Raw genomic sequence first — 19296 nt, forward strand, 5'->3', positions numbered from 1 at the left:
CCCTTGCCGGCCCGACCTGTTCCGCCCGCCGCCCGTCTCCCGGCGTGCGTCGATCGCAAAGGGCGATCCTACTGACACACAGAGGCAGCAGTGGGCGGTAGGGTGCCCGTGAGACGCGTGAGCAGTTGCGAACCCGCCTGGGGCCCTGTGGAACCCCGCGGAGAGCACCACGCTCGATACGAACACCCCCGTGCGCCGCGCAGCGGTGAGGGGTGACGCGGGACAACGGGGCAGTACAGCCACCGACCGGCAGGGCGCGCCGGTGCCGTACCTTGCCGACATCACCTACGAGGGGGAACAACGGGTGAGCATGACGGCCTCCGCGCCGACCGGCGCGCCAGGCGGAGCAGGCACGGGTGCCGGAGGCCCGGCCGCCGCCGGTTCGGGGCTCGGCTTCTGCCGGGTCACGATCGTGGCGCCCGACAGCCGCATCGACGTGGCCCTGCCCGACGACGTGCCCGTCGCCGACCTGTACCCGGAGATCCTGCGGTTCTCCCAGCAGAGCCCGGCAGAGGGCGCGCCGGTCGGCTATCACCTCGTACGTCGTGACGGGACCGTACTCGACAGTGCCCGGTCCTTCGCGGCGCAGCGCATCCTGGACGGCGAGCTGCTCACGCTGCGTCCGTTCGCCGACTCCCTGCCCCCTGCGGTTTTCGACGACGTCTCGGAGGCGGTCGCCTCCGCCGTCGTCCACGACCGCACCCTGTGGGACGGCGCGCTCACCCGTGTGGCCTGCCTGGTCGGAGCGGGTGTGTTTCCCGTTCTGCTGGCGTTCGTGGCCTGGAGTTCCCAGGTCCGCCACGACATGCACAGCGTGCAGGGCATCCTCGCCGCGGTCGCCGGCGTCCTGCTCGTCACCTTCGCGTGCGTGCGCGCGCGGGTGTACAGGGACCGGGGCTCAGCCCTGGCTCTCGGCCTGGGCGCTCTCGCGAACGTCGCGGTGGCGGGCTCAGGGCTGGTCCCGCTCGCTGCGGGACAGGGCATCGGACGCCTCCAGTTCCTCCTGGCCTGCGCGGCGGTCCTGGTCGCCTCCGTCGTACTCACCCTGGTGTCACCGAGCGGCGACAGCGCCTTCGTGGCGTTCGTCTTCTCCTCGGTGGTCGGCCTGCTCGCGACGTTCGTGGCGATGCTGACGGACCTGGAGCCGATGGAGACGGCCGCGGTCTGTGCGGTCCTGTCGGTGTGCGCCCTCGCCTTCCTGCCGGGCCTGTCGCTGCGCTTCGCGCGGCTGCCCATCGGCTTCGAACCGCCCAACCAGCCGCGCGGCTCCTACGCGGCGGACGAGACCGGCGCGCCGGAACCCGTGGACGTCGAGCGCATCGCGGCCCAGGCCCGCCGTGGCCACGAGCTCCTCGCGGGACTGGTCGGCGGCTGCGCGTTGGTCTCCGTGGGGGCGTCGATCGTCCTTGGCTTCACGGGCAACGTGTGGGCGCAGCTCCTGACGCTCGCCACCGGCGTCGCGATGGTGATGCGGGCGCAGCTGTTCCGGTACACCACCCAGGTTGCCGCCACACTGGCCGCCGGGCTGGCCTGCCTGGTCTTCCTCGGTCTGGGACTGGCCATGAACCCGCCGGTGGAGTACGTGCGGGACGCGCTCCAGGGCGACACCACCGCCCTGGACATGCGCAGCGTCTGGCTGGCGGCGGCGGTCGCCGCGGCTGTGGCGCTGGTCACCGCGATCGGCCTGATCACTCCTCGGCGCGGTGTGACGCCCTTCTGGGGACGTTTCATGGAGATCGCCGAAGTCTTCGTGCTCCTGACACTGATCCCCTTGGCTCTCGCCGTGTTCGACGTCTACTCCGCGGCGCGGTCGATGGCAGGCGACTGAGGGGCGGCTCGCGCAGCGTACGGGGAGCGGGGACGCCGCCCCCCGGCCGTCGTGCGCAGCGGGGGAGGGTGTGCGGCACACCCACCCCTTCTACTCGACGTCGCCCCCGGAGCGCTCCGCGGCCGGCTCCAGATCGAACTCCCCGTCCCGCGCACCGAGCACGAACGCCCGCCACTCCGCCTCCGTGTACCGAAGCACGGTGTCGTGGTCGAGCGACGACCGCATGGCGACGGCACCCTCCGGCAGGTAGGCGATCTCGACCCGTTCCTCATGAGCCTCGGTGCCGGGCGCGCTGTGCCATTCGACGCCGGAGATGTCGAGGGCGTAGAGCTCGTCCCGCTCCCGGTCCTTGCGTGCTCGGAGTTCCTTGTCCTCGGCCATCGCGGCTTGGGTCCTTCCTGCTGTGCCAACGAACTGTGCGGTCACCATACTTGCCGTCGTTCGGCCTGGTCAGCGGATCACCGATGTGGTCGCCGGTACGGGGGACGGGCAGAGGTGTCCCTACGGGCTGGTACGCTGTGTGACGGCCGCTTGTGTACGCGCCCCCGGAGCCTCGAGCCCCGGAGGTCGCGCCCGGCGGATCCCCGCCTTCCGAGTTACGGAAGATCCCCCGAGACGTAGACCGGGGGCACTCGGTGGCCAGTCGCAGATCCAGAGGAGTACGCGTGTCGCTCGACGCCGCAGTGAAGAAGCAGATCATCACCGAGTTCGGTACCAAGGAGGGCGACACCGGCTCCCCCGAGGTCCAGGTCGCTCTGCTGTCCCGTCGGATCTCCGACCTGACCGAGCACCTCAAGACCCACAAGCACGACCACCACTCCCGTCGTGGTCTGCTCATCCTGGTCGGCCAGCGCCGCCGCCTGCTGCAGTACCTCGCCAAGAAGGACATCCAGCGCTTCCGTGCGCTGGTCGAGCGCCTCGGCATCCGCCGCGGTGCGGCGGGCGCCCGCTAGCACGCCGTGAAGGGAGCGGTTCCCATCCTGAAGGGGGCCGCTCCCTTTGCTGTACGTGCGCGCTGTCGCCGCCCCTTTGTAGTGTGGTAACAGAAGAACAAGACGTACGAGGAGAAGCGGCCCGCACCGCCGCCGCCGGTCCTCGGTAGTGGCCCCCGGGGGCAGATCCCCGGGTGCTTCGATCGAAGACCGGCCCGCATTGCACGGAACGCTTCTCCGGCACCGTCCCCTCCGCCACACGGGCGGGCGGGACAAAAGACGACAAGCATCGGAGAAACCACTAGTGGAGAACGAGACCCACTACGCCGAAGCCGTGATCGACAACGGCACCTTCGGCACCCGCACCATCCGCTTCGAGACGGGCCGCCTGGCCCGTCAGGCCGCCGGTTCCGCCGTGGCGTACCTGGACGACGACACCATGGTGCTGTCGGCCACCAGCGCCTCCAAGAACCCCAAGGACCAGCTCGACTTCTTCCCGCTCACGGTGGACGTCGAGGAGCGGATGTACGCCGCCGGCAAGATCCCCGGCAGCTTCTTCCGTCGTGAGGGCCGGCCCTCCGAGGACGCGATCCTCACCTGCCGCCTCATCGACCGCCCGCTGCGCCCGTCCTTCAAGAAGGGCCTGCGCAACGAGATCCAGGTCGTCGCGACGATCATGGCCCTCAACCCCGACCACCTGTACGACGTCGTGGCGATCAACGCCGCCTCCGCGTCCACTCAGCTGGCCGGCCTGCCCTTCTCCGGTCCGATCGGCGGCGTCCGCGTCGCGCTGATCCGCGGCCAGTGGGTGGCCTTCCCGACGCACACCGAGCTCGAGGACGCCGTCTTCGACATGGTCGTCGCGGGCCGCGTGCTGGAGGACGGCGACGTCGCGATCATGATGGTCGAGGCCGAGGCCACCGACAAGACCATCAAGCTGGTCGAGGGCGGCGCCGAGGCGCCCACCGAGGAGGTCGTCGCCGCCGGTCTGGACGCCGCGAAGCCCTTCATCAAGGTGCTGTGCCGCGCCCAGGCCGACCTCGCCGCCAAGGCCGCCAAGCCGACCGGCGAGTTCCCGATCTTCCTGGACTTCCAGGACGACGTCCTCGAGGCGCTGACCGGCGCCGTCAAGCCCGAGCTGACGCAGGCGCTCACCATCGCCGGCAAGCAGGAGCGCGAGGCCGAGCTGGACCGCGTCAAGGGGCTCGCCGCCGAGAAGCTCCTCCCGGAGTTCGAGGGCCGCGAGAAGGAGATCTCCGCCGCGTACCGCGCGCTGACCAAGTCCCTGGTGCGCGAGCGCGTCATCAAGGAGAAGAAGCGCATCGACGGCCGCGGTGTCACCGACATCCGCACCCTGGCCGCCGAGGTCGAGGCCATCCCGCGCGTGCACGGTTCCGCCCTGTTCGAGCGTGGCGAGACCCAGATCCTGGGCGTCACCACCCTGAACATGCTCCGCATGGAGCAGCAGCTGGACACCCTCTCCCCGGTGACCCGCAAGCGCTACATGCACAACTACAACTTCCCGCCGTACTCCGTCGGCGAGACCGGCCGCGTCGGCTCCCCGAAGCGCCGCGAGATCGGCCACGGCGCCCTCGCCGAGCGCGCCATCGTGCCGGTGCTGCCGACGCGCGAGGAGTTCCCCTACGCGATCCGCCAGGTGTCCGAGGCCCTCGGCTCCAACGGCTCGACGTCCATGGGCTCGGTCTGCGCCTCCACCATGTCGCTGCTGAACGCCGGTGTGCCGCTGAAGGCCCCCGTCGCCGGCATCGCCATGGGCCTGATCTCCCAGGAGATCAACGGCGAGACGCACTACGTCGCCCTCACCGACATCCTCGGTGCGGAGGACGCCTTCGGCGACATGGACTTCAAGGTCGCCGGCACCAAGGAGTTCGTGACCGCCCTCCAGCTGGACACCAAGCTGGACGGCATCCCCGCCTCCGTCCTGGCCGCCGCCCTCAAGCAGGCCCGTGACGCCCGCCTCCACATCCTCGACGTGATGATGGAAGCGATCGACACGCCGGACGAGATGTCCCCGAACGCGCCGCGGATCATCACCGTGAAGATCCCCGTCGACAAGATCGGTGAGGTCATCGGCCCCAAGGGCAAGATGATCAACCAGATCCAGGAGGACACGGGCGCCGACATCACGATCGAGGACGACGGCACGATCTACATCGGTGCCGCCCAGGGCTCGCAGGCCGAGGCCGCGCGCGCCACGATCAACGGCATCGCCAACCCGACCATGCCCGAGGTCGGCGAGCGCTACCTGGGCACGGTCGTCAAGACGACCACCTTCGGCGCGTTCGTCTCCCTGCTGCCCGGCAAGGACGGTCTGCTGCACATCTCGCAGATCCGCAAGCTGGCCGGCGGCAAGCGCGTGGAGAACGTCGAGGACGTGCTCGGCGTGGGCGCCAAGGTCCAGGTCGAGATCGCCGAGATCGACTCCCGCGGCAAGCTCTCCCTGATCCCCGTGATCGAGGGCGAGGAAGGCAGCGAAGAGAAGAAGGACGACGCCGACAAGTGACGTCCCGTAGCGCCAAGGCGACGGCCCGCACCTCCACGGAGGCGCGGGCCGTCGCCCGTACCCAAACGCTCATCAAGGGCGAGCACGGCATCGGCACGGTCCGCAGGACGACCCTCCCGGGCGGCCTGCGCATCGTCACCGAGACCCTCCCCTCGGTCCGCTCGGCGACCTTCGGCATCTGGGCCCACGTCGGTTCCCGCGACGAGACCCCGGCCCTGAACGGCGCCACCCACTACCTGGAGCACCTGCTCTTCAAGGGCACCCGCAAGCGCAGCGCCCTGGACATCTCCTCCGCCATCGACGCGGTCGGCGGCGAGATGAACGCGTTCACGGCGAAGGAGTACACGTGCTACTACGCGCGCGTACTCGACACCGACCTGCCGCTCGCCGTCGACGTGGTCTGCGACATGCTGACCGGCTCGCTGATCCGGGAGGAGGACGTCGACGTCGAGCGCGGCGCCATCCTCGAGGAGATCGCGATGACCGAGGACGACCCCGGCGACTGCGTGCACGACCTGTTCGCCCACACCATGTTCGGGGACAACGCGCTGGGCCGCCCCGTCCTCGGCACCGTCGACACGGTCAACGCCCTCACCGCCGACCGCATCCGCCGCTTCTACCGGAAGCACTACGACCCCACCCACCTGGTGGTGGCCGCGGCCGGCAACGTCGACCACGACAAGGTCGTACGCCAGGTCCGCGCCGCCTTCGAGAAGGCCGGCGCCCTCAAGGACCCGGCGGCGCAGCCGCTCGCCCCGCGTGACGGCAGGCGTACCGTCCGCGCCGCCGGCCGCGTCGAGCTGATCGGCCGCAAGACCGAGCAGGCCCACGTCATCCTCGGCATGCCGGGCCTGGCCCGCACCGACGAGCGCCGGTGGGCGATGGGCGTGCTCAACACGGCCCTCGGCGGAGGCATGTCCTCGCGCCTCTTCCAGGAGGTCCGGGAGAAGCGCGGCCTGGCCTACAGCGTGTACTCGTACACGTCGGGTTTCGCCGACTGCGGGCTCTTCGGCGTGTACGCGGGCTGCCGGCCCTCCCAGGTGCACGACGTGCTCAAGATCTGCCGCGACGAGCTGGACCACGTCGCCGAGCACGGCCTCACGGACGACGAGATCGGCCGCGCCGTCGGTCAGCTCCAGGGCTCCACGGTCCTCGGCCTGGAGGACACGGGCGCGCTGATGAACCGTATCGGCAAGAGCGAGCTGTGCTGGGGCGAGCAGATGTCCGTCGACGACATGCTGGCCCGGATAGCCTCGGTCACGCCGGACGACGTCCGCGCCGTCGCCCGCGACGTCCTGGGCCGACGGCCGTCCCTGTCGGTCATCGGCCCGCTCAAGGACAAGCAGGCGTCCCGGCTGCACGACGCCGTCGCCTGACGGTCCCGTCCCGAGAAGTTCGAGAAGGAAGCATGTGACATGAGCAAGCTGCGCGTGGCCGTCCTCGGTGCCAAGGGCCGGATCGGCTCCGAGGCGGTACGGGCGGTCGAGGCCGCCGAGGACATGGAGCTGGTCGCCGCCCTCGGCCGGGGCGACAGCCTGGAGGCGCTGGCCGAGTCCGGCGCCCAGGTCGCCGTCGAGCTGACCACTCCCGCCTCGGTGATGGACAACCTCGACTACTGCGTACGCCACGGCATCCACGCCGTCGTCGGCACCACCGGCTGGACCGACGAGCGCCTCGCGCAGCTGAACGCGTGGCTCGACGCCTCCCCGGAGACCGGCGTGCTCATCGCGCCGAACTTCTCCATCGGCGCCGTACTGACCATGAAGTTCGCGCAGATCGCGGCCCCGTACTTCGAGTCCGTCGAGGTCGTCGAGCTGCACCACCCGAACAAGGTGGACGCCCCCAGCGGCACCGCCACCCGCACCGCCCAGCTGATCGCGGCGGCCCGGCAGAAGGCAGGCTCCGCACCGGCGCCCGACGCCACTGCCACCGCCCTGGACGGCGCCCGCGGGGCGGACGTGGACGGGGTCCCGGTGCACGCGATCCGGCTGCGCGGCCTGCTCGCCCACCAGGAGGTGCTGCTCGGCGGCGAGGGCGAGACCCTCACCGTGCGGCACGACTCCCTGCACCACAGCAGCTTCATGCCGGGCATCCTGCTGGGCGCCCGCCGGGTGGTCACCACTCCGGGCCTCACCTTCGGCCTGGAACACTTCCTGGACCTGAACTGAGGCCCTGACCCCCATGCGCGCGAAGATCACCTACCTCGTCACGGCCGCCGTCCTGGTCTTCTACTTCCTCCTGGTCGGCAGCCGCGGCGTGCTGCTCATCAAGACCGGCACCCTCCTCACCGTCACCTTCGGTGTCGCGGTGCTGATCCTGCCGGTGATCGGCCTGTGGTTCCTGTGGAAGAACACCCAGTTCGTCCGCAGGGCCAACCAGCTCGCCGCCGAACTCGACGCCGAGGGCGGACTGCCCGTCGACGAGCTGAAGCGCACCCCCAGCGGTCGGGTCGACCGGGAGTCGGCCGACGCGGTCTTCGCCCTGCGCAGGGCCGAGACCGAGGACGCCCCCGGCGACTGGCGCAGCTGGTTCCGCCTGGCCGTCGCCTACCACGACGCCCGCGACACCCCGCGCGCCCGCAAGGCGATGCAGCGGGCGATCGCCCTGCACGACGGCAAACGGATCGAGGCCGTCTGAGCGGACCGAAGACGCGAAGGCCGGGGCCCGGACCGCACAGCTGCGGTCCGGGCCCCGGCCTTCGGCGCCCTCGTCGGAGGCTCAGCCCCGCCGGTACTCGTCGGCCCACGCCTCCAGCGCGTCGGCCGCCCGGTTGAAGGCGCCGTCGCGGGCGAGGAAGTCGGAGTTGTGCGAGGTCAGCAACGGGGACAGGGGCTCCGTCGACCGGCCCTGGCGCACGAGCAGCAGCGCCTGCCCCTGCACCGTGCGCGGCAGTCCCAGCCAGCGCACCGGCTGCTGCACCGTGCGCAAGCTGGCGACCTGCTGCCAGGCCACCGTGCGCGTGGTGAGGAAGCACACCTGTCGCACTCCGTGCGCGCTCACCCACGCGCCCATCCGCAGCATCCGCAGGGCGCAGAGGATGACGACGACCGCGAGGCCGAAGACCACACCGGCGGAAGACGGCCCGCCCGTGGCCGCGATGATGACGGCCGCGAACAGGACGAACGAGGCGAGCAGCAGCATCAGGGCCGCCGCCCCCACGCGCCATGGCCCCGGCCGGTAGGGCCGGCGCCAGAGGTCGCGGTCGTCGTACGGCAGCGCGACGTCGTCGGCCGTGTCAAAGGCGCGGTCGGCCGTCAGGAAGGGCAGGGGCACGGCTGGTCCTCACTCGTTCCAAGGCAAGTGTTGTGCCCGGTGAGGCTACCGACCTGTGTCTCCGGTCACCACCCTCGGGGGTCCGGACGGAGTCGGGCCGACCGCGCCCGACGCCCCTAGCGCCCCTCGGACGCCTGCGACGGCTGCTTGTGCGAGGAGGGCTGGTCGGCCGACAGGGCGGGCATCCCTATCACGAGGGAGCCCACGAGACCGGCGACGACGGTGACGCCGAGCAGCCAGCGTCCGGCCAGCTGGCCGAAGGACGCGCGCTCACGCGGCGGGGGTGCGACATTGCTGCGGAACCTGTCGGCCTCGGCGACGAAGGCGAACGGCACGGGTTCACGCCGGCGGATCATAGGGACTGCGTCTCCCTTCAGGGACTGGAATGAAGTGCTGTTACTCATACAGACGAACGAACGCCCCTTCAGGTGCCCTGTTTCGCCGACTTCATCGCGGCACGGCACCGATCGCCCCATTCGGCGCCTCTTGACGGGTCGTAGAGTGGCCTCGCCAAGCGCCGAGATTGACTGGGAAGGCCCTCCACACCGTGACCGACATCCCCGCCGACGATCCGAAGATCGAACTCCGCAGTGACATCACCGTCGAGCTGGTCAAGAACGCCGCGACCGACTCCGACGTGCTGTTCGCCGCCCGTGTCTCCACCGCCGGGGAGCAGTCCCTGGACGAGCTGAAGAAGGACCCGGAGCGCTCCAAGGGCCTGATCAACTACCTCATGCGGGACCGGCACGGCAGCCCCTTCGAGCACAACTCGATGACCTTCTTCGTCAGCGCCCCGATCTTCGTCTTCCGCGAGTTCATGCGGCACCGCGTCGGCTGGTCCTACAACGAGGAGTCGGGCCGCTACCGGGAGCTCCAGCCGGTCTTCTACGTCCCGGACACCTCCCGCAAGCTGGTGCAGCAGGGCCGGCCCGGCAAGTACGTGTTCGTCGAGGGCACCCCGGAGCAGCACGAGCTGGTCGGCGGCGCGATGGAGGACTCCTACCGCCAGGCCTACGCGACGTACCAGACGATGCTCGCCGCCGGCGTCGCCCGCGAGGTGGCCCGCGCGGTGCTCCCCGTCGGCCTGTACTCGTCGATGTACGCGACCTGCAACGCCCGCTCGCTGATGCACTTCCTGGGCCTGCGCACCCAGCACGAGCTGGCCAAGGTGCCCTCGTTCCCGCAGCGGGAGATCGAGATGGTCGGCGAGAGGATGGAGGCGGAGTGGGCCCGCCTCATGCCGCTCACCCACGCCGCCTTCAACGCCAACGGCCGCGTGGCGCCGTAACGGGGGCACGGCCTCCGGGCCGGTCCCGACCTCCGGGCCGGTCCCGACCCCCTGGGCGGCCCGGCCGGGCACAGATGTACGCATCAACCATGTGAAGTGTCCGGATTGCGGCGTTTGGAGAAGTTCATCTAGCCTGATCAAAGGGACCCGGCACTGCTTGAACCCCCGAGCAGGCAGTGCCGGGCTCCACTTCCGTTCCGACCTGCCGCCTCCCCCGAGGGCAGACCCCGCCCTGAGCAACGAGTAGCGTGTAACCCATGGCTCCGACCTCCACTCCGCAGACCCCCTTCGGGCGGGTCCTCACCGCCATGGTCACGCCCTTCACGGCGGACGGCGCACTCGACCTCGACGGCGCACAGCGGCTCGCCACCCACCTGGTGGACGCAGGCAACGACGGCCTGATCATCAACGGCACCACCGGCGAGTCCCCCACCACCAGCGACGCGGAGAAAGCGGACCTCGTACGAGCCGTCCTGGAGGCCGTCGGCGACCGGGCACACGTGGTCGCCGGAGTCGGCACCAACAACACCCAGCACAGCATCGAGCTGGCCCGCACCGCCGAGCGCGTCGGCGCCCACGGCCTGCTGCTCGTCACGCCGTACTACAACAAGCCCCCGCAGGAGGGCCTGTACCTGCACTTCACGGCCATCGCCGACGCCGCCGGGCTGCCGGTCATGCTCTACGACATCCCCGGCCGCAGCGGTGTCCCGATCAACACCGAGACCCTGGTCCGCCTCGCGGAGCACCCGCGGATCGTCGCCAACAAGGACGCCAAGGGCGACCTCGGCCGGGCCAGCTGGGCCATCGCGCACTCCGGCCTCGCCTGGTACTCCGGCGACGACATGCTGAACCTGCCGCTGCTCGCCGTGGGCGCGGTCGGCTTCGTCTCCGTCGTCGGCCACGTCGTCACCCCGGAGCTGCGCGCCATGGTGGACGCGCACGTCGCCGGTGACGTACAGAAGGCACTGGAGATCCACCAGAAGCTGCTCCCCGTCTTCACGGGCATGTTCCGCACCCAGGGCGTCATGACCACCAAGGGCGCGCTCGCCCTCCAGGGACTGCCCGCGGGACCGCTGCGCGCCCCCATGGTCGGCCTCACGCCCGAGGAAACCGAGCAGCTCAAGATCGATCTTGCCGCCGGCGGGGTACAGCTCTGACATCAGACTTCGCACCACCGCACGACCGCACGGACTTCACAACTGAATAGGCGGGCCACCGGTGCCCGCACCCATACGACAACTGCTTCTGCACGAACGTCATGCGCGCCACGTGCCCACCGGTACGTGGCGCGTGTGGTGAGGAGAGTCTTTTGAGTCATCCGCATCCTGAACTGGGCCGGCCCCCGGCGCTCCCGAAGGGCGGCCTGCGGGTCACCCCCCTGGGCGGCCTCGGCGAAATCGGCCGCAACATGACGGTCTTCGAATATGGCGGCCGTCTGCTGATCGTCGACTGCGGCGTGCTCTTCCCGGAGGAGGAGCAGCCCGGCATCGACCTGATCCTGCCGGACTTCACGTCCATCCGGGACCGCCTCGACGACATCGAGGGCATCGTCCTGACCCACGGCCACGAGGACCACATCGGCGGCGTCCCCTTCCTCCTCCGCGAGAAGCCGGACATCCCGCTGATCGGCTCCAAGCTGACCCTCGCGCTCATCGAGGCCAAGCTCCAGGAGCACCGCATCCGTCCGTACACCCTCGAGGTGGCGGAAGGACACCGCGAACGCGTCGGCCCCTTCGACTGCGAGTTCGTCGCGGTCAACCACTCCATCCCGGACGCGCTGGCCGTCGCCATCCGCACCCCGGCGGGCATGGTCGTCCACACCGGCGACTTCAAGATGGACCAGCTTCCGCTGGACGGCCGCCTTACGGACCTGCACGCGTTCGCGCGCCTGAGCGAGGAGGGCATCGACCTGCTCCTCGCCGACTCGACCAACGCCGAGGTGCCGGGCTTCGTCCCGCCCGAGCGGGACATCTCGAACGTCCTGCGGCAGGTCTTCGCCAGTGCCCGCAAGCGCATCATCGTGGCGAGCTTCGCCAGCCACGTCCACCGCATCCAGCAGATCCTGGACGCCGCGCACGAGTACGGCCGCCGGGTCGCCTTCGTCGGCCGCTCCATGGTCCGCAACATGGGCATCGCGAGAGACCTCGGCTACCTGAAGGTCCCGCCGGGCCTGGTGGTCGACGTCAAGACGCTGGACGACCTGCCCGACAGCGAGGTGGTCCTGGTCTGCACGGGCTCCCAGGGCGAACCGATGGCCGCCCTGTCCCGCATGGCCAACCGCGACCACCAGATCCGCATCGTCAACGGCGACACGGTGATCCTGGCCTCGTCCCTCATCCCGGGCAACGAGAACGCGGTGTACCGGGTGATCAACGGCCTGACCCGCTGGGGTGCCAACGTCGTCCACAAGGGCAACGCCAAGGTCCACGTCTCGGGCCACGCCTCGGCCGGCGAACTGCTGTACTTCTACAACATCTGCCGCCCGAAGAACCTGATGCCCGTCCACGGCGAATGGCGCCACCTGCGCGCCAACGCCGAGCTGGGCGCCCTGACCGGCGTCCCGCACGACCGCATCGTCATCGCCGAGGACGGCGTGGTCGTCGACATGGTCGAGGGCAAGGCGAAGATCACCGGCAAGGTCCAGGCGGGGTACGTCTACGTCGACGGGCTCTCGGTCGGCGACGTCGGCGAACCGGCCCTCAAGGACCGCAAGATCCTCGGCGACGAGGGCATCATCTCGGTCTTCGTGGTCATGGACTCCTCCACCGGCAAGATCACCGGTGGGCCGCACGTCCAGGCCCGCGGCTCGGGCATCGAGGACTCGGCCTTCGCCGCGGTGCTCCCCAAGATCACCGAGACGCTGGAGCGCTCGGCGCAGGACGGCGTCGTCGAGCCGCACCAGTTGCAGCAACTGATCCGCCGGACCCTCGGCAAGTGGGTCTCGGACACCTACCGGCGCCGGCCGATGATCCTGCCCGTCGTCGTGGAGGTCTGACGGACCGTCGGACCACCGACAGCGCCAACCTGGAGCGGGGCGCCCCGATTTGCATCGGGGCGCCCCGCTCCAGTACGTTTACATCTCCGCTCGGACGGGCACCCGACCACTTCGTGGTTCGGAGCCGCCCCGGGAGGGCGGAAATCCCGACTCAGAATCTCTGATAAAGTCGGAACCGCCGGAAAGGGAAACGCGAAAGCGGGAACCTGGAAAGCACCGAGGAAATCGGGTCGGAAAGATCTGATAGAGTCGGAAACGCAAGACCGAAGGGAAGCGCCCGGAGGAAAGCCCGAGAGGGTGAGTACAAAGGAAGCGTCCGTTCCTTGAGAACTCAACAGCGTGCCAAAAGTCAACGCCAGATATGTTGATACCCCGACCTGATCGGATTTCCGTTCGGGTTGAGGTTCCTTTGAAGTAACACAACAGCGAGGACGCTGTGAACGGTCGGATTATTCCTCCGACTGTTCCGCTCTCGTGGTGTCACCCGATTACGGGTAAGCATTCACGGAGAGTTTGATCCTGGCTCAGGACGAACGCTGGCGGCGTGCTTAACACATGCAAGTCGAACGATGAACCACTTCGGTGGGGATTAGTGGCGAACGGGTGAGTAACACGTGGGCAATCTGCCCTGCACTCTGGGACAAGCCCTGGAAACGGGGTCTAATACCGGATACTGACCCTCGCGGGCATCTGCGAGGTTCGAAAGCTCCGGCGGTGCAGGATGAGCCCGCGGCCTATCAGCTTGTTGGTGAGGTAATGGCTCACCAAGGCGACGACGGGTAGCCGGCCTGAGAGGGCGACCGGCCACACTGGGACTGAGACACGGCCCAGACTCCTACGGGAGGCAGCAGTGGGGAATATTGCACAATGGGCGAAAGCCTGATGCAGCGACGCCGCGTGAGGGATGACGGCCTTCGGGTTGTAAACCTCTTTCAGCAGGGAAGAAGCGAAAGTGACGGTACCTGCAGAAGAAGCGCCGGCTAACTACGTGCCAGCAGCCGCGGTAATACGTAGGGCGCAAGCGTTGTCCGGAATTATTGGGCGTAAAGAGCTCGTAGGCGGCTTGTCACGTCGGTTGTGAAAGCCCGGGGCTTAACCCCGGGTCTGCAGTCGATACGGGCAGGCTAGAGTTCGGTAGGGGAGATCGGAATTCCTGGTGTAGCGGTGAAATGCGCAGATATCAGGAGGAACACCGGTGGCGAAGGCGGATCTCTGGGCCGATACTGACGCTGAGGAGCGAAAGCGTGGGGAGCGAACAGGATTAGATACCCTGGTAGTCCACGCCGTAAACGGTGGGCACTAGGTGTGGGCAACATTCCACGTTGTCCGTGCCGCAGCTAACGCATTAAGTGCCCCGCCTGGGGAGTACGGCCGCAAGGCTAAAACTCAAAGGAATTGACGGGGGCCCGCACAAGCGGCGGAGCATGTGGCTTAATTCGACGCAACGCGAAGAACCTTACCAAGGCTTGACATACACCGGAAAGCATCAGAGATGGTGCCCCCCTTGTGGTCGGTGTACAGGTGGTGCATGGCTGTCGTCAGCTCGTGTCGTGAGATGTTGGGTTAAGTCCCGCAACGAGCGCAACCCTTGTCCCGTGTTGCCAGCAAGCCCTTCGGGGTGTTGGGGACTCACGGGAGACCGCCGGGGTCAACTCGGAGGAAGGTGGGGACGACGTCAAGTCATCATGCCCCTTATGTCTTGGGCTGCACACGTGCTACAATGGCCGGTACAATGAGCTGCGATACCGCAAGGTGGAGCGAATCTCAAAAAGCCGGTCTCAGTTCGGATTGGGGTCTGCAACTCGACCCCATGAAGTCGGAGTCGCTAGTAATCGCAGATCAGCATTGCTGCGGTGAATACGTTCCCGGGCCTTGTACACACCGCCCGTCACGTCACGAAAGTCGGTAACACCCGAAGCCGGTGGCCCAACCCCTTGTGGGAGGGAGCTGTCGAAGGTGGGACTGGCGATTGGGACGAAGTCGTAACAAGGTAGCCGTACCGGAAGGTGCGGCTGGATCACCTCCTTTCTAAGGAGCACATGGCCGACTGCAGACAAATGTTCTGCACGGTTGCTCATGGGTGGAACGTTGACTACTCGGCACACTTGACCGGCTTGAATTCCTAGTACTGCTTCGGCGTGGAACGGAAGGAAGAGCGGCGAGGGTGTCGGGCACGCTGTTGGGTATCTGAGGGAATGAATTTCCTTCAGTTGCCGGCCCCAGTGCACTCGGGATGTAGGTTCCGGGGTGATGGGTGGTTGGTCGTTGTTTGAGAACTGCACAGTGGACGCGAGCATCTGTGGCCAAGTTTTTAAGGGCGCACGGTGGATGCCTTGGCACCAGGAACCGATGAAGGACGTGGGAGGCCACGATAGGCCCCGGGGAGTCGTCAACCAGGCTTTGATCCGGGGGTGTCCGAATGGGGAAACCCGGCAGTCGTCATGGGCTGTCACCCGCTGCTGAACACATAGGCAGTGTGGAGGGAACGCGGGGAAGTGAAACATCTCAGTACCCGCAGGAAGAGAAAACAACCGTGATTCCGGGAGTAGTGGCGAGCGAAACCGGATGAGGCCAAACCGTATACGTGTGAGACCCGGCAGGGGTTGCGTGTGCGGGGTTGTGGGATCTCTCTTTTACGGTCTGCCGGCCGTGAGACGAGTCAGAAACCGTTGATGTAGGCGAAGGACATGCGAAAGGTCCGGCGTAGAGGGTAAGACCCCCGTAGTCGAAACATTAGCGGCTCGTTTGAGAGACACCCAAGTAGCACGGGGCCCGAGAAATCCCGTGTGAATCTGGCGGGACCACCCGTTAAGCCTAAATATTCCCTGGTGACCGATAGCGGATAGTACCGTGAGGGAATGGTGAAAAGTACCGCGGGAGCGGAGTGAAATAGTACCTGAAACCGTGTGCCTACAAGCCGTGGGAGCGTCGGGGTGGAGCTTGCTCCATCCTCGTGACTGCGTGCCTTTTGAAGAATGAGCCTGCGAGTTTGCGGTGTGTTGCGAGGTTAACCCGGGTGGGGAAGCCGTAGCGAAAGCGAGTCCGAACAGGGCGGTTCAGTAGCACGCTCAAGACCCGAAGCGGAGTGATCTAGCCATGGGCAGGTTGAAGCGGCTGTAAGAGGTCGTGGAGGACCGAACCCACCAGGGTTGAAAACCTGGGGGATGACCTGTGGTTAGGGGTGAAAGGCCAATCAAACTCCGTGATAGCTGGTTCTCCCCGAAATGCATTTAGGTGCAGCGTCGTGTGTTTCTTGCCGGAGGTAGAGCACTGGATAGGCGATGGGCCCTACCGGGTTACTGACCTTAGCCAAACTCCGAATGCCGGTAAGTGAGAGCGCGGCAGTGAGACTGTGGGGGATAAGCTCCATGGTCGAGAGGGAAACAGCCCAGAGCATCGACTAAGGCCCCTAAGCGTACGCTAAGTGGGAAAGGATGTGGAGTCGCACAGACAACCAGGAGGTTGGCTTAGAAGCAGCCACCCTTGAAAGAGTGCGTAATAGCTCACTGGTCTAGTGATTCCGCGCCGACAATGTAGCGGGGCTCAAGCGTACCGCCGAAGTCGTGTCATTGCAGCATATACGGCCAACGCCGGCTGTGATGGGTAGGGGAGCGTCGTGTGCCGGGTGAAGCAGCCGCGGAAGCGAGTTGTGGACGGTTCACGAGTGAGAATGCAGGCATGAGTAGCGATACAAACGTGAGAAACGTTTGCGCCGATTGACTAAGGGTTCCTGGGTCAAGCTGATCTGCCCAGGGTAAGTCGGGACCTAAGGCGAGGCCGACAGGCGTAGTCGATGGATAACCGGTTGATATTCCGGTACCCGCTGTGAAGCGTCAAACATCGAGCATCGTGATGCTAAGGCCGTGAAGCCGCCCTGATCTCTTCGGAGTTGAGGGGAGTGGTGGAGCCGCCGAACCAAGCGGTTAGTAGGTGAGTGATGGGGTGACGCAGGAAGGTAGTCCATCCCGGGCGGTGGTTGTCCCGGGGTAAGGGTGTAGGCCGTGCGGTAGGTAAATCCGTCGCACACATGGCTGAGACCTGATGCCGAGCCGATTGTGGTGAAGTGGATGATCCTATGCTGTCGAGAAAAGCCTCTAGCGAGTTTCATGGCGGCCCGTACCCTAAACCGACTCAGGTGGTCAGGTAGAGAATACCGAGGCGTTCGGGTGAACTATGGTTAAGGAACTCGGCAAAATGCCCCCGTAACTTCGGGAGAAGGGGGGCCACACTCGGTGACCGGATTTACTCCGTGAGCTGGGGGTGGCCGCAGAGACCAGCGAGAAGCGACTGTTTACTAAAAACACAGGTCCGTGCGAAGCCGTAAGGCGATGTATACGGACTGACGCCTGCCCGGTGCTGGAACGTTAAGGGGACCGGTTAGCTCCATTTCGGTGGGGCGAAGCTGAGAACTTAAGCGCCAGTAAACGGCGGTGGTAACTATAACCATCCTAAGGTAGCGAAATTCCTTGTCGGGTAAGTTCCGACCTGCACGAATGGCGTAACGACTTCTCGACTGTCTCAACCATAGGCCCGGTGAAATTGCACTACGAGTAAAGATGCTCGTTTCGCGCAGCAGGACGGAAAGACCCCGGGACCTTTACTACAGTTTGATATTGGTGTTCGGTTCGGCTTGTGTAGGATAGCTGGGAGACTTTGAAGCTCGCACGCCAGTGTGGGTGGAGTCGTCGTTGAAATACCAGTCTGGTCGTGCTGGATGTCTAACCTGGGTCCGTGATCCGGATCAGGGACAGTGTCTGATGGGTAGTTTAACTGGGGCGGTTGCCTCCTAAAGAGTAACGGAGGCGCCCAAAGGTTCCCTCAGCCTGGTTGGCAATCAGGTGTTGAGTGTAAGTGCACAAGGGAGCTTGACTGTGAGACCGACGGGTCGAGCAGGGACGAAAGTCGGGACTAGTGATCCGGCGGTGGCTTGTGGAAGCGCCGTCGCTCAACGGATAAAAGGTACCCCGGGGATAACAGGCTGATCTTCCCCAAGAGTCCATATCGACGGGATGGTTTGGCACCTCGATGTCGGCTCGTCGCATCCTGGGGCTGGAGTCGGTCCCAAGGGTTGGGCTGTTCGCCCATTAAAGCGGTACGCGAGCTGGGTTTAGAACGTCGTGAGACAGTTCGGTCCCTATCCGCTGTGCGCGTAGGAGTCTTGAGAAGGGCTGTCCCTAGTACGAGAGGACCGGGACGGACGAACCTCTGGTGTGCCAGTTGTCCTGCCAAGGGCATGGCTGGTTGGCTACGTTCGGGAGGGATAACCGCTGAAAGCATCTAAGCGGGAAGCCTGCTTCGAGATGAGGACTCCCACCCCCTTGAGGGGTTAAGGCTCCCAGTAGACGACTGGGTTGATAGGCCGGATCTGGAAGCACCGTGAGGTGTGGAGGTGACCGGTACTAATAGGCCGAGGGCTTGTCCTCAGTTGCTCGCGTCCACTGTGTTGGTTCTGAAACCACGAACAACCCCACGTCCACAGCGTGGTGCGGTTGAGTGTTTCATAGTGTTTCGGTGGTCATAGCGTAGGGGAAACGCCCGGTTACATTTCGAACCCGGAAGCTAAGCCTTACAGCGCCGATGGTACTGCAGGGGGGACCCTGTGGGAGAGTAGGACGCCGCCGAACAATTATTAGAAGAGGGTTGGTCCCGGAACTTCGGTTCCGAGACCAACCCTTTTTTGCTTTCCGTCACTTCGTGTTCACGTTGCGCCCCGACCATCTGCCGTATGGGTACTGCAGCAATGCTCAGGGCCGCCGGCGTGGGCGTCGGTGACGAGGTCGTCGTACCTGCCTTCGGGAACGCGGAGGTCGCCGAGGCCGTGGCCATGGCGGGCGCGTTGCCGGTGTTCGCCGACATAGATCCGGCCACGTACTGCCTGGACGCCTCTCTGGTGGAGGCTGCGCTGACGCCCCGGACCGCGGCGGTGGTCGTCGTGCACCGGTTCGGGCGGCCGGCGGACATGGGCTCTCTGCACCGGCTCGGGGAGCGGCACCGGCTGCTCGTACTGGAGCGGGGCGAGTCCGAGGCGCCGTACGACGAGATAGCGCGGCGCAGGCAGCGGGCGGCCTATCTCGACGGGAAGTTGAGGGGTGTGCGGACCCCCGACGGGGGCGACGGGCACACCTATCAGCAGTACGTGGTGCGGGTTCCGGGAAACGGCCGGCCGGATCGTGACGCGTTCGCCCGCGCGCTGCGGGGGAGGGGCGTCGAATGCCGGGTGCCGGTGAGGACACCCGTGCACCGCATGCCTGGATTCCGGCGGTGTGTGTCGCTGCCGGAGACGGAGCGGGCCGTCGACGAGACGCTGGCGCTGCCCGTCGAAGCGGCGTTGACCAAGCGGGACATGCAGCGGGTCGTGTCCGCCTGCAATGCGCTCGGTGGACTGCTGCAGCCCGCGCATTGAAGGCAAGTCCGTGGTTGGGAGCACCGGCCTGTCCGGGGTATGATCTATTCCGT

13 protein-coding genes and 3 rRNA genes are annotated in these 19296 nt (G+C 66.6%); 13 read left to right on the forward strand and 3 right to left on the reverse strand.

Annotated elements, in window-relative coordinates; genetic code table 11:
- The first annotated feature begins 310 nt into the window (after positions 1-310).
- Positions 311-1828, forward strand: a complete 1518-nt coding sequence (gene eccD / locus C4J65_RS25575; RefSeq protein WP_115746626.1) for a type VII secretion integral membrane protein EccD — start codon at positions 311-313, stop codon at positions 1826-1828.
- A 90-nt stretch (positions 1829-1918) separates the two neighbouring features.
- Here the strand turns inward: eccD and C4J65_RS25580 are convergent, their stop codons facing one another.
- Entirely contained in the window at positions 1919-2209 is a 291-nt protein-coding gene (locus C4J65_RS25580; RefSeq protein ID WP_115744497.1) for a DUF397 domain-containing protein, read from the reverse strand.
- A gap of 284 nt (positions 2210-2493) precedes the next feature.
- On the opposite strand from C4J65_RS25580, the gene rpsO reads away from it, so the two are divergent.
- The 5 genes from rpsO to C4J65_RS25605 all read left to right on the forward strand — a co-directional run bounded on the left by rpsO (position 2494) and on the right by C4J65_RS25605 (position 7921).
- On the forward strand, positions 2494-2781 hold the full coding sequence (gene rpsO / locus C4J65_RS25585; RefSeq protein WP_003973291.1) for a 30S ribosomal protein S15: 288 nt from the start codon (positions 2494-2496) through the stop codon (positions 2779-2781).
- 283 nt (positions 2782-3064) lie between these two features.
- Positions 3065-5284 (forward strand): polyribonucleotide nucleotidyltransferase, encoded by a 2220-nt coding sequence (locus tag C4J65_RS25590; RefSeq protein ID WP_115744498.1) that lies wholly within the window; start codon positions 3065-3067, stop codon positions 5282-5284.
- A complete protein-coding gene (locus tag C4J65_RS25595) occupies positions 5281-6660 on the forward strand; it encodes a pitrilysin family protein (RefSeq protein WP_115744499.1) in 1380 nt (459 codons plus the stop codon). Before C4J65_RS25590 ends, C4J65_RS25595 begins: the two co-directional genes overlap by 4 nt.
- Positions 6661-6699: 39 nt before the next feature.
- On the forward strand, positions 6700-7452 hold the full coding sequence (dapB, locus tag C4J65_RS25600) for a 4-hydroxy-tetrahydrodipicolinate reductase (RefSeq protein WP_115744500.1): 753 nt from the start codon (positions 6700-6702) through the stop codon (positions 7450-7452).
- A 13-nt stretch (positions 7453-7465) separates the two neighbouring features.
- Positions 7466-7921, forward strand: coding sequence for a hypothetical protein (locus tag C4J65_RS25605; protein ID WP_115744501.1), 456 nt, complete (start codon positions 7466-7468; stop codon positions 7919-7921).
- An 81-nt stretch (positions 7922-8002) separates the two neighbouring features.
- Here the strand turns inward: C4J65_RS25605 and C4J65_RS25610 are convergent, their stop codons facing one another.
- Together C4J65_RS25610 and C4J65_RS25615 are read right to left on the reverse strand one after the other, a co-directional pair.
- Positions 8003-8557, reverse strand: a complete 555-nt coding sequence (locus C4J65_RS25610; protein WP_115744502.1) for a hypothetical protein — start codon at positions 8555-8557, stop codon at positions 8003-8005.
- 116 nt (positions 8558-8673) lie between these two features.
- Complete coding sequence (locus tag C4J65_RS25615; protein WP_104636076.1) at positions 8674-8913, reverse strand: hypothetical protein; 240 nt, start codon at positions 8911-8913, stop codon at positions 8674-8676.
- Between the two features lie 191 nt (positions 8914-9104).
- On the opposite strand from C4J65_RS25615, the gene thyX reads away from it, so the two are divergent.
- The 7 genes from thyX to C4J65_RS25655 all read left to right on the forward strand — a co-directional run bounded on the left by thyX (position 9105) and on the right by C4J65_RS25655 (position 19243).
- Complete coding sequence (thyX, locus tag C4J65_RS25620) at positions 9105-9845, forward strand: FAD-dependent thymidylate synthase (RefSeq protein ID WP_115744503.1); 741 nt, start codon at positions 9105-9107, stop codon at positions 9843-9845.
- 257 nt (positions 9846-10102) lie between these two features.
- Positions 10103-11002 (forward strand): 4-hydroxy-tetrahydrodipicolinate synthase, encoded by a 900-nt coding sequence (gene dapA / locus C4J65_RS25625; protein WP_115744504.1) that lies wholly within the window; start codon positions 10103-10105, stop codon positions 11000-11002.
- 152 nt (positions 11003-11154) lie between these two features.
- A complete protein-coding gene (locus C4J65_RS25630; protein ID WP_115744505.1) occupies positions 11155-12840 on the forward strand; it encodes a ribonuclease J in 1686 nt (561 codons plus the stop codon).
- 501 nt (positions 12841-13341) lie between these two features.
- A 16S ribosomal RNA gene (locus C4J65_RS25640) occupies positions 13342-14868 on the forward strand.
- Between the two features lie 273 nt (positions 14869-15141).
- Positions 15142-18263, forward strand: a 23S ribosomal RNA gene (locus C4J65_RS25645).
- A gap of 84 nt (positions 18264-18347) precedes the next feature.
- A 5S ribosomal RNA gene (gene rrf / locus C4J65_RS25650) occupies positions 18348-18464 on the forward strand.
- The 16S, 23S and 5S rRNA genes sit together here, the layout of an rRNA operon.
- A gap of 53 nt (positions 18465-18517) precedes the next feature.
- Positions 18518-19243: a DegT/DnrJ/EryC1/StrS family aminotransferase gene (locus C4J65_RS25655; RefSeq protein WP_240330506.1), complete on the forward strand. Its 726-nt coding sequence runs from the start codon at positions 18518-18520 to the stop codon at positions 19241-19243.
- The last annotated feature ends 53 nt before the right edge of the window (positions 19244-19296 follow it).

Origin of the sequence: Streptomyces sp. CB09001 (genome assembly GCF_003369795.1) — a bacterium.
Taxonomy (GTDB): Bacteria; Actinomycetota; Actinomycetes; order Streptomycetales; family Streptomycetaceae; genus Streptomyces.

Coding starts and splice junctions, on each gene's coding strand:
- eccD (WP_115746626.1), top strand. CDS start 311: ATGACGGCCTCCGCGCCGACCGGCGCGCCAGGCGGAGCAGGCACGGGT.
- C4J65_RS25580 (WP_115744497.1), bottom strand. CDS start 2,209: ATGGCCGAGGACAAGGAACTCCGAGCACGCAAGGACCGGGAGCGGGAC.
- dapB (WP_115744500.1), top strand. CDS start 6,700: ATGAGCAAGCTGCGCGTGGCCGTCCTCGGTGCCAAGGGCCGGATCGGC.
- C4J65_RS25605 (WP_115744501.1), top strand. CDS start 7,466: ATGCGCGCGAAGATCACCTACCTCGTCACGGCCGCCGTCCTGGTCTTC.
- C4J65_RS25615 (WP_104636076.1), bottom strand. CDS start 8,913: ATGATCCGCCGGCGTGAACCCGTGCCGTTCGCCTTCGTCGCCGAGGCC.
- dapA (WP_115744504.1), top strand. CDS start 10,103: ATGGCTCCGACCTCCACTCCGCAGACCCCCTTCGGGCGGGTCCTCACC.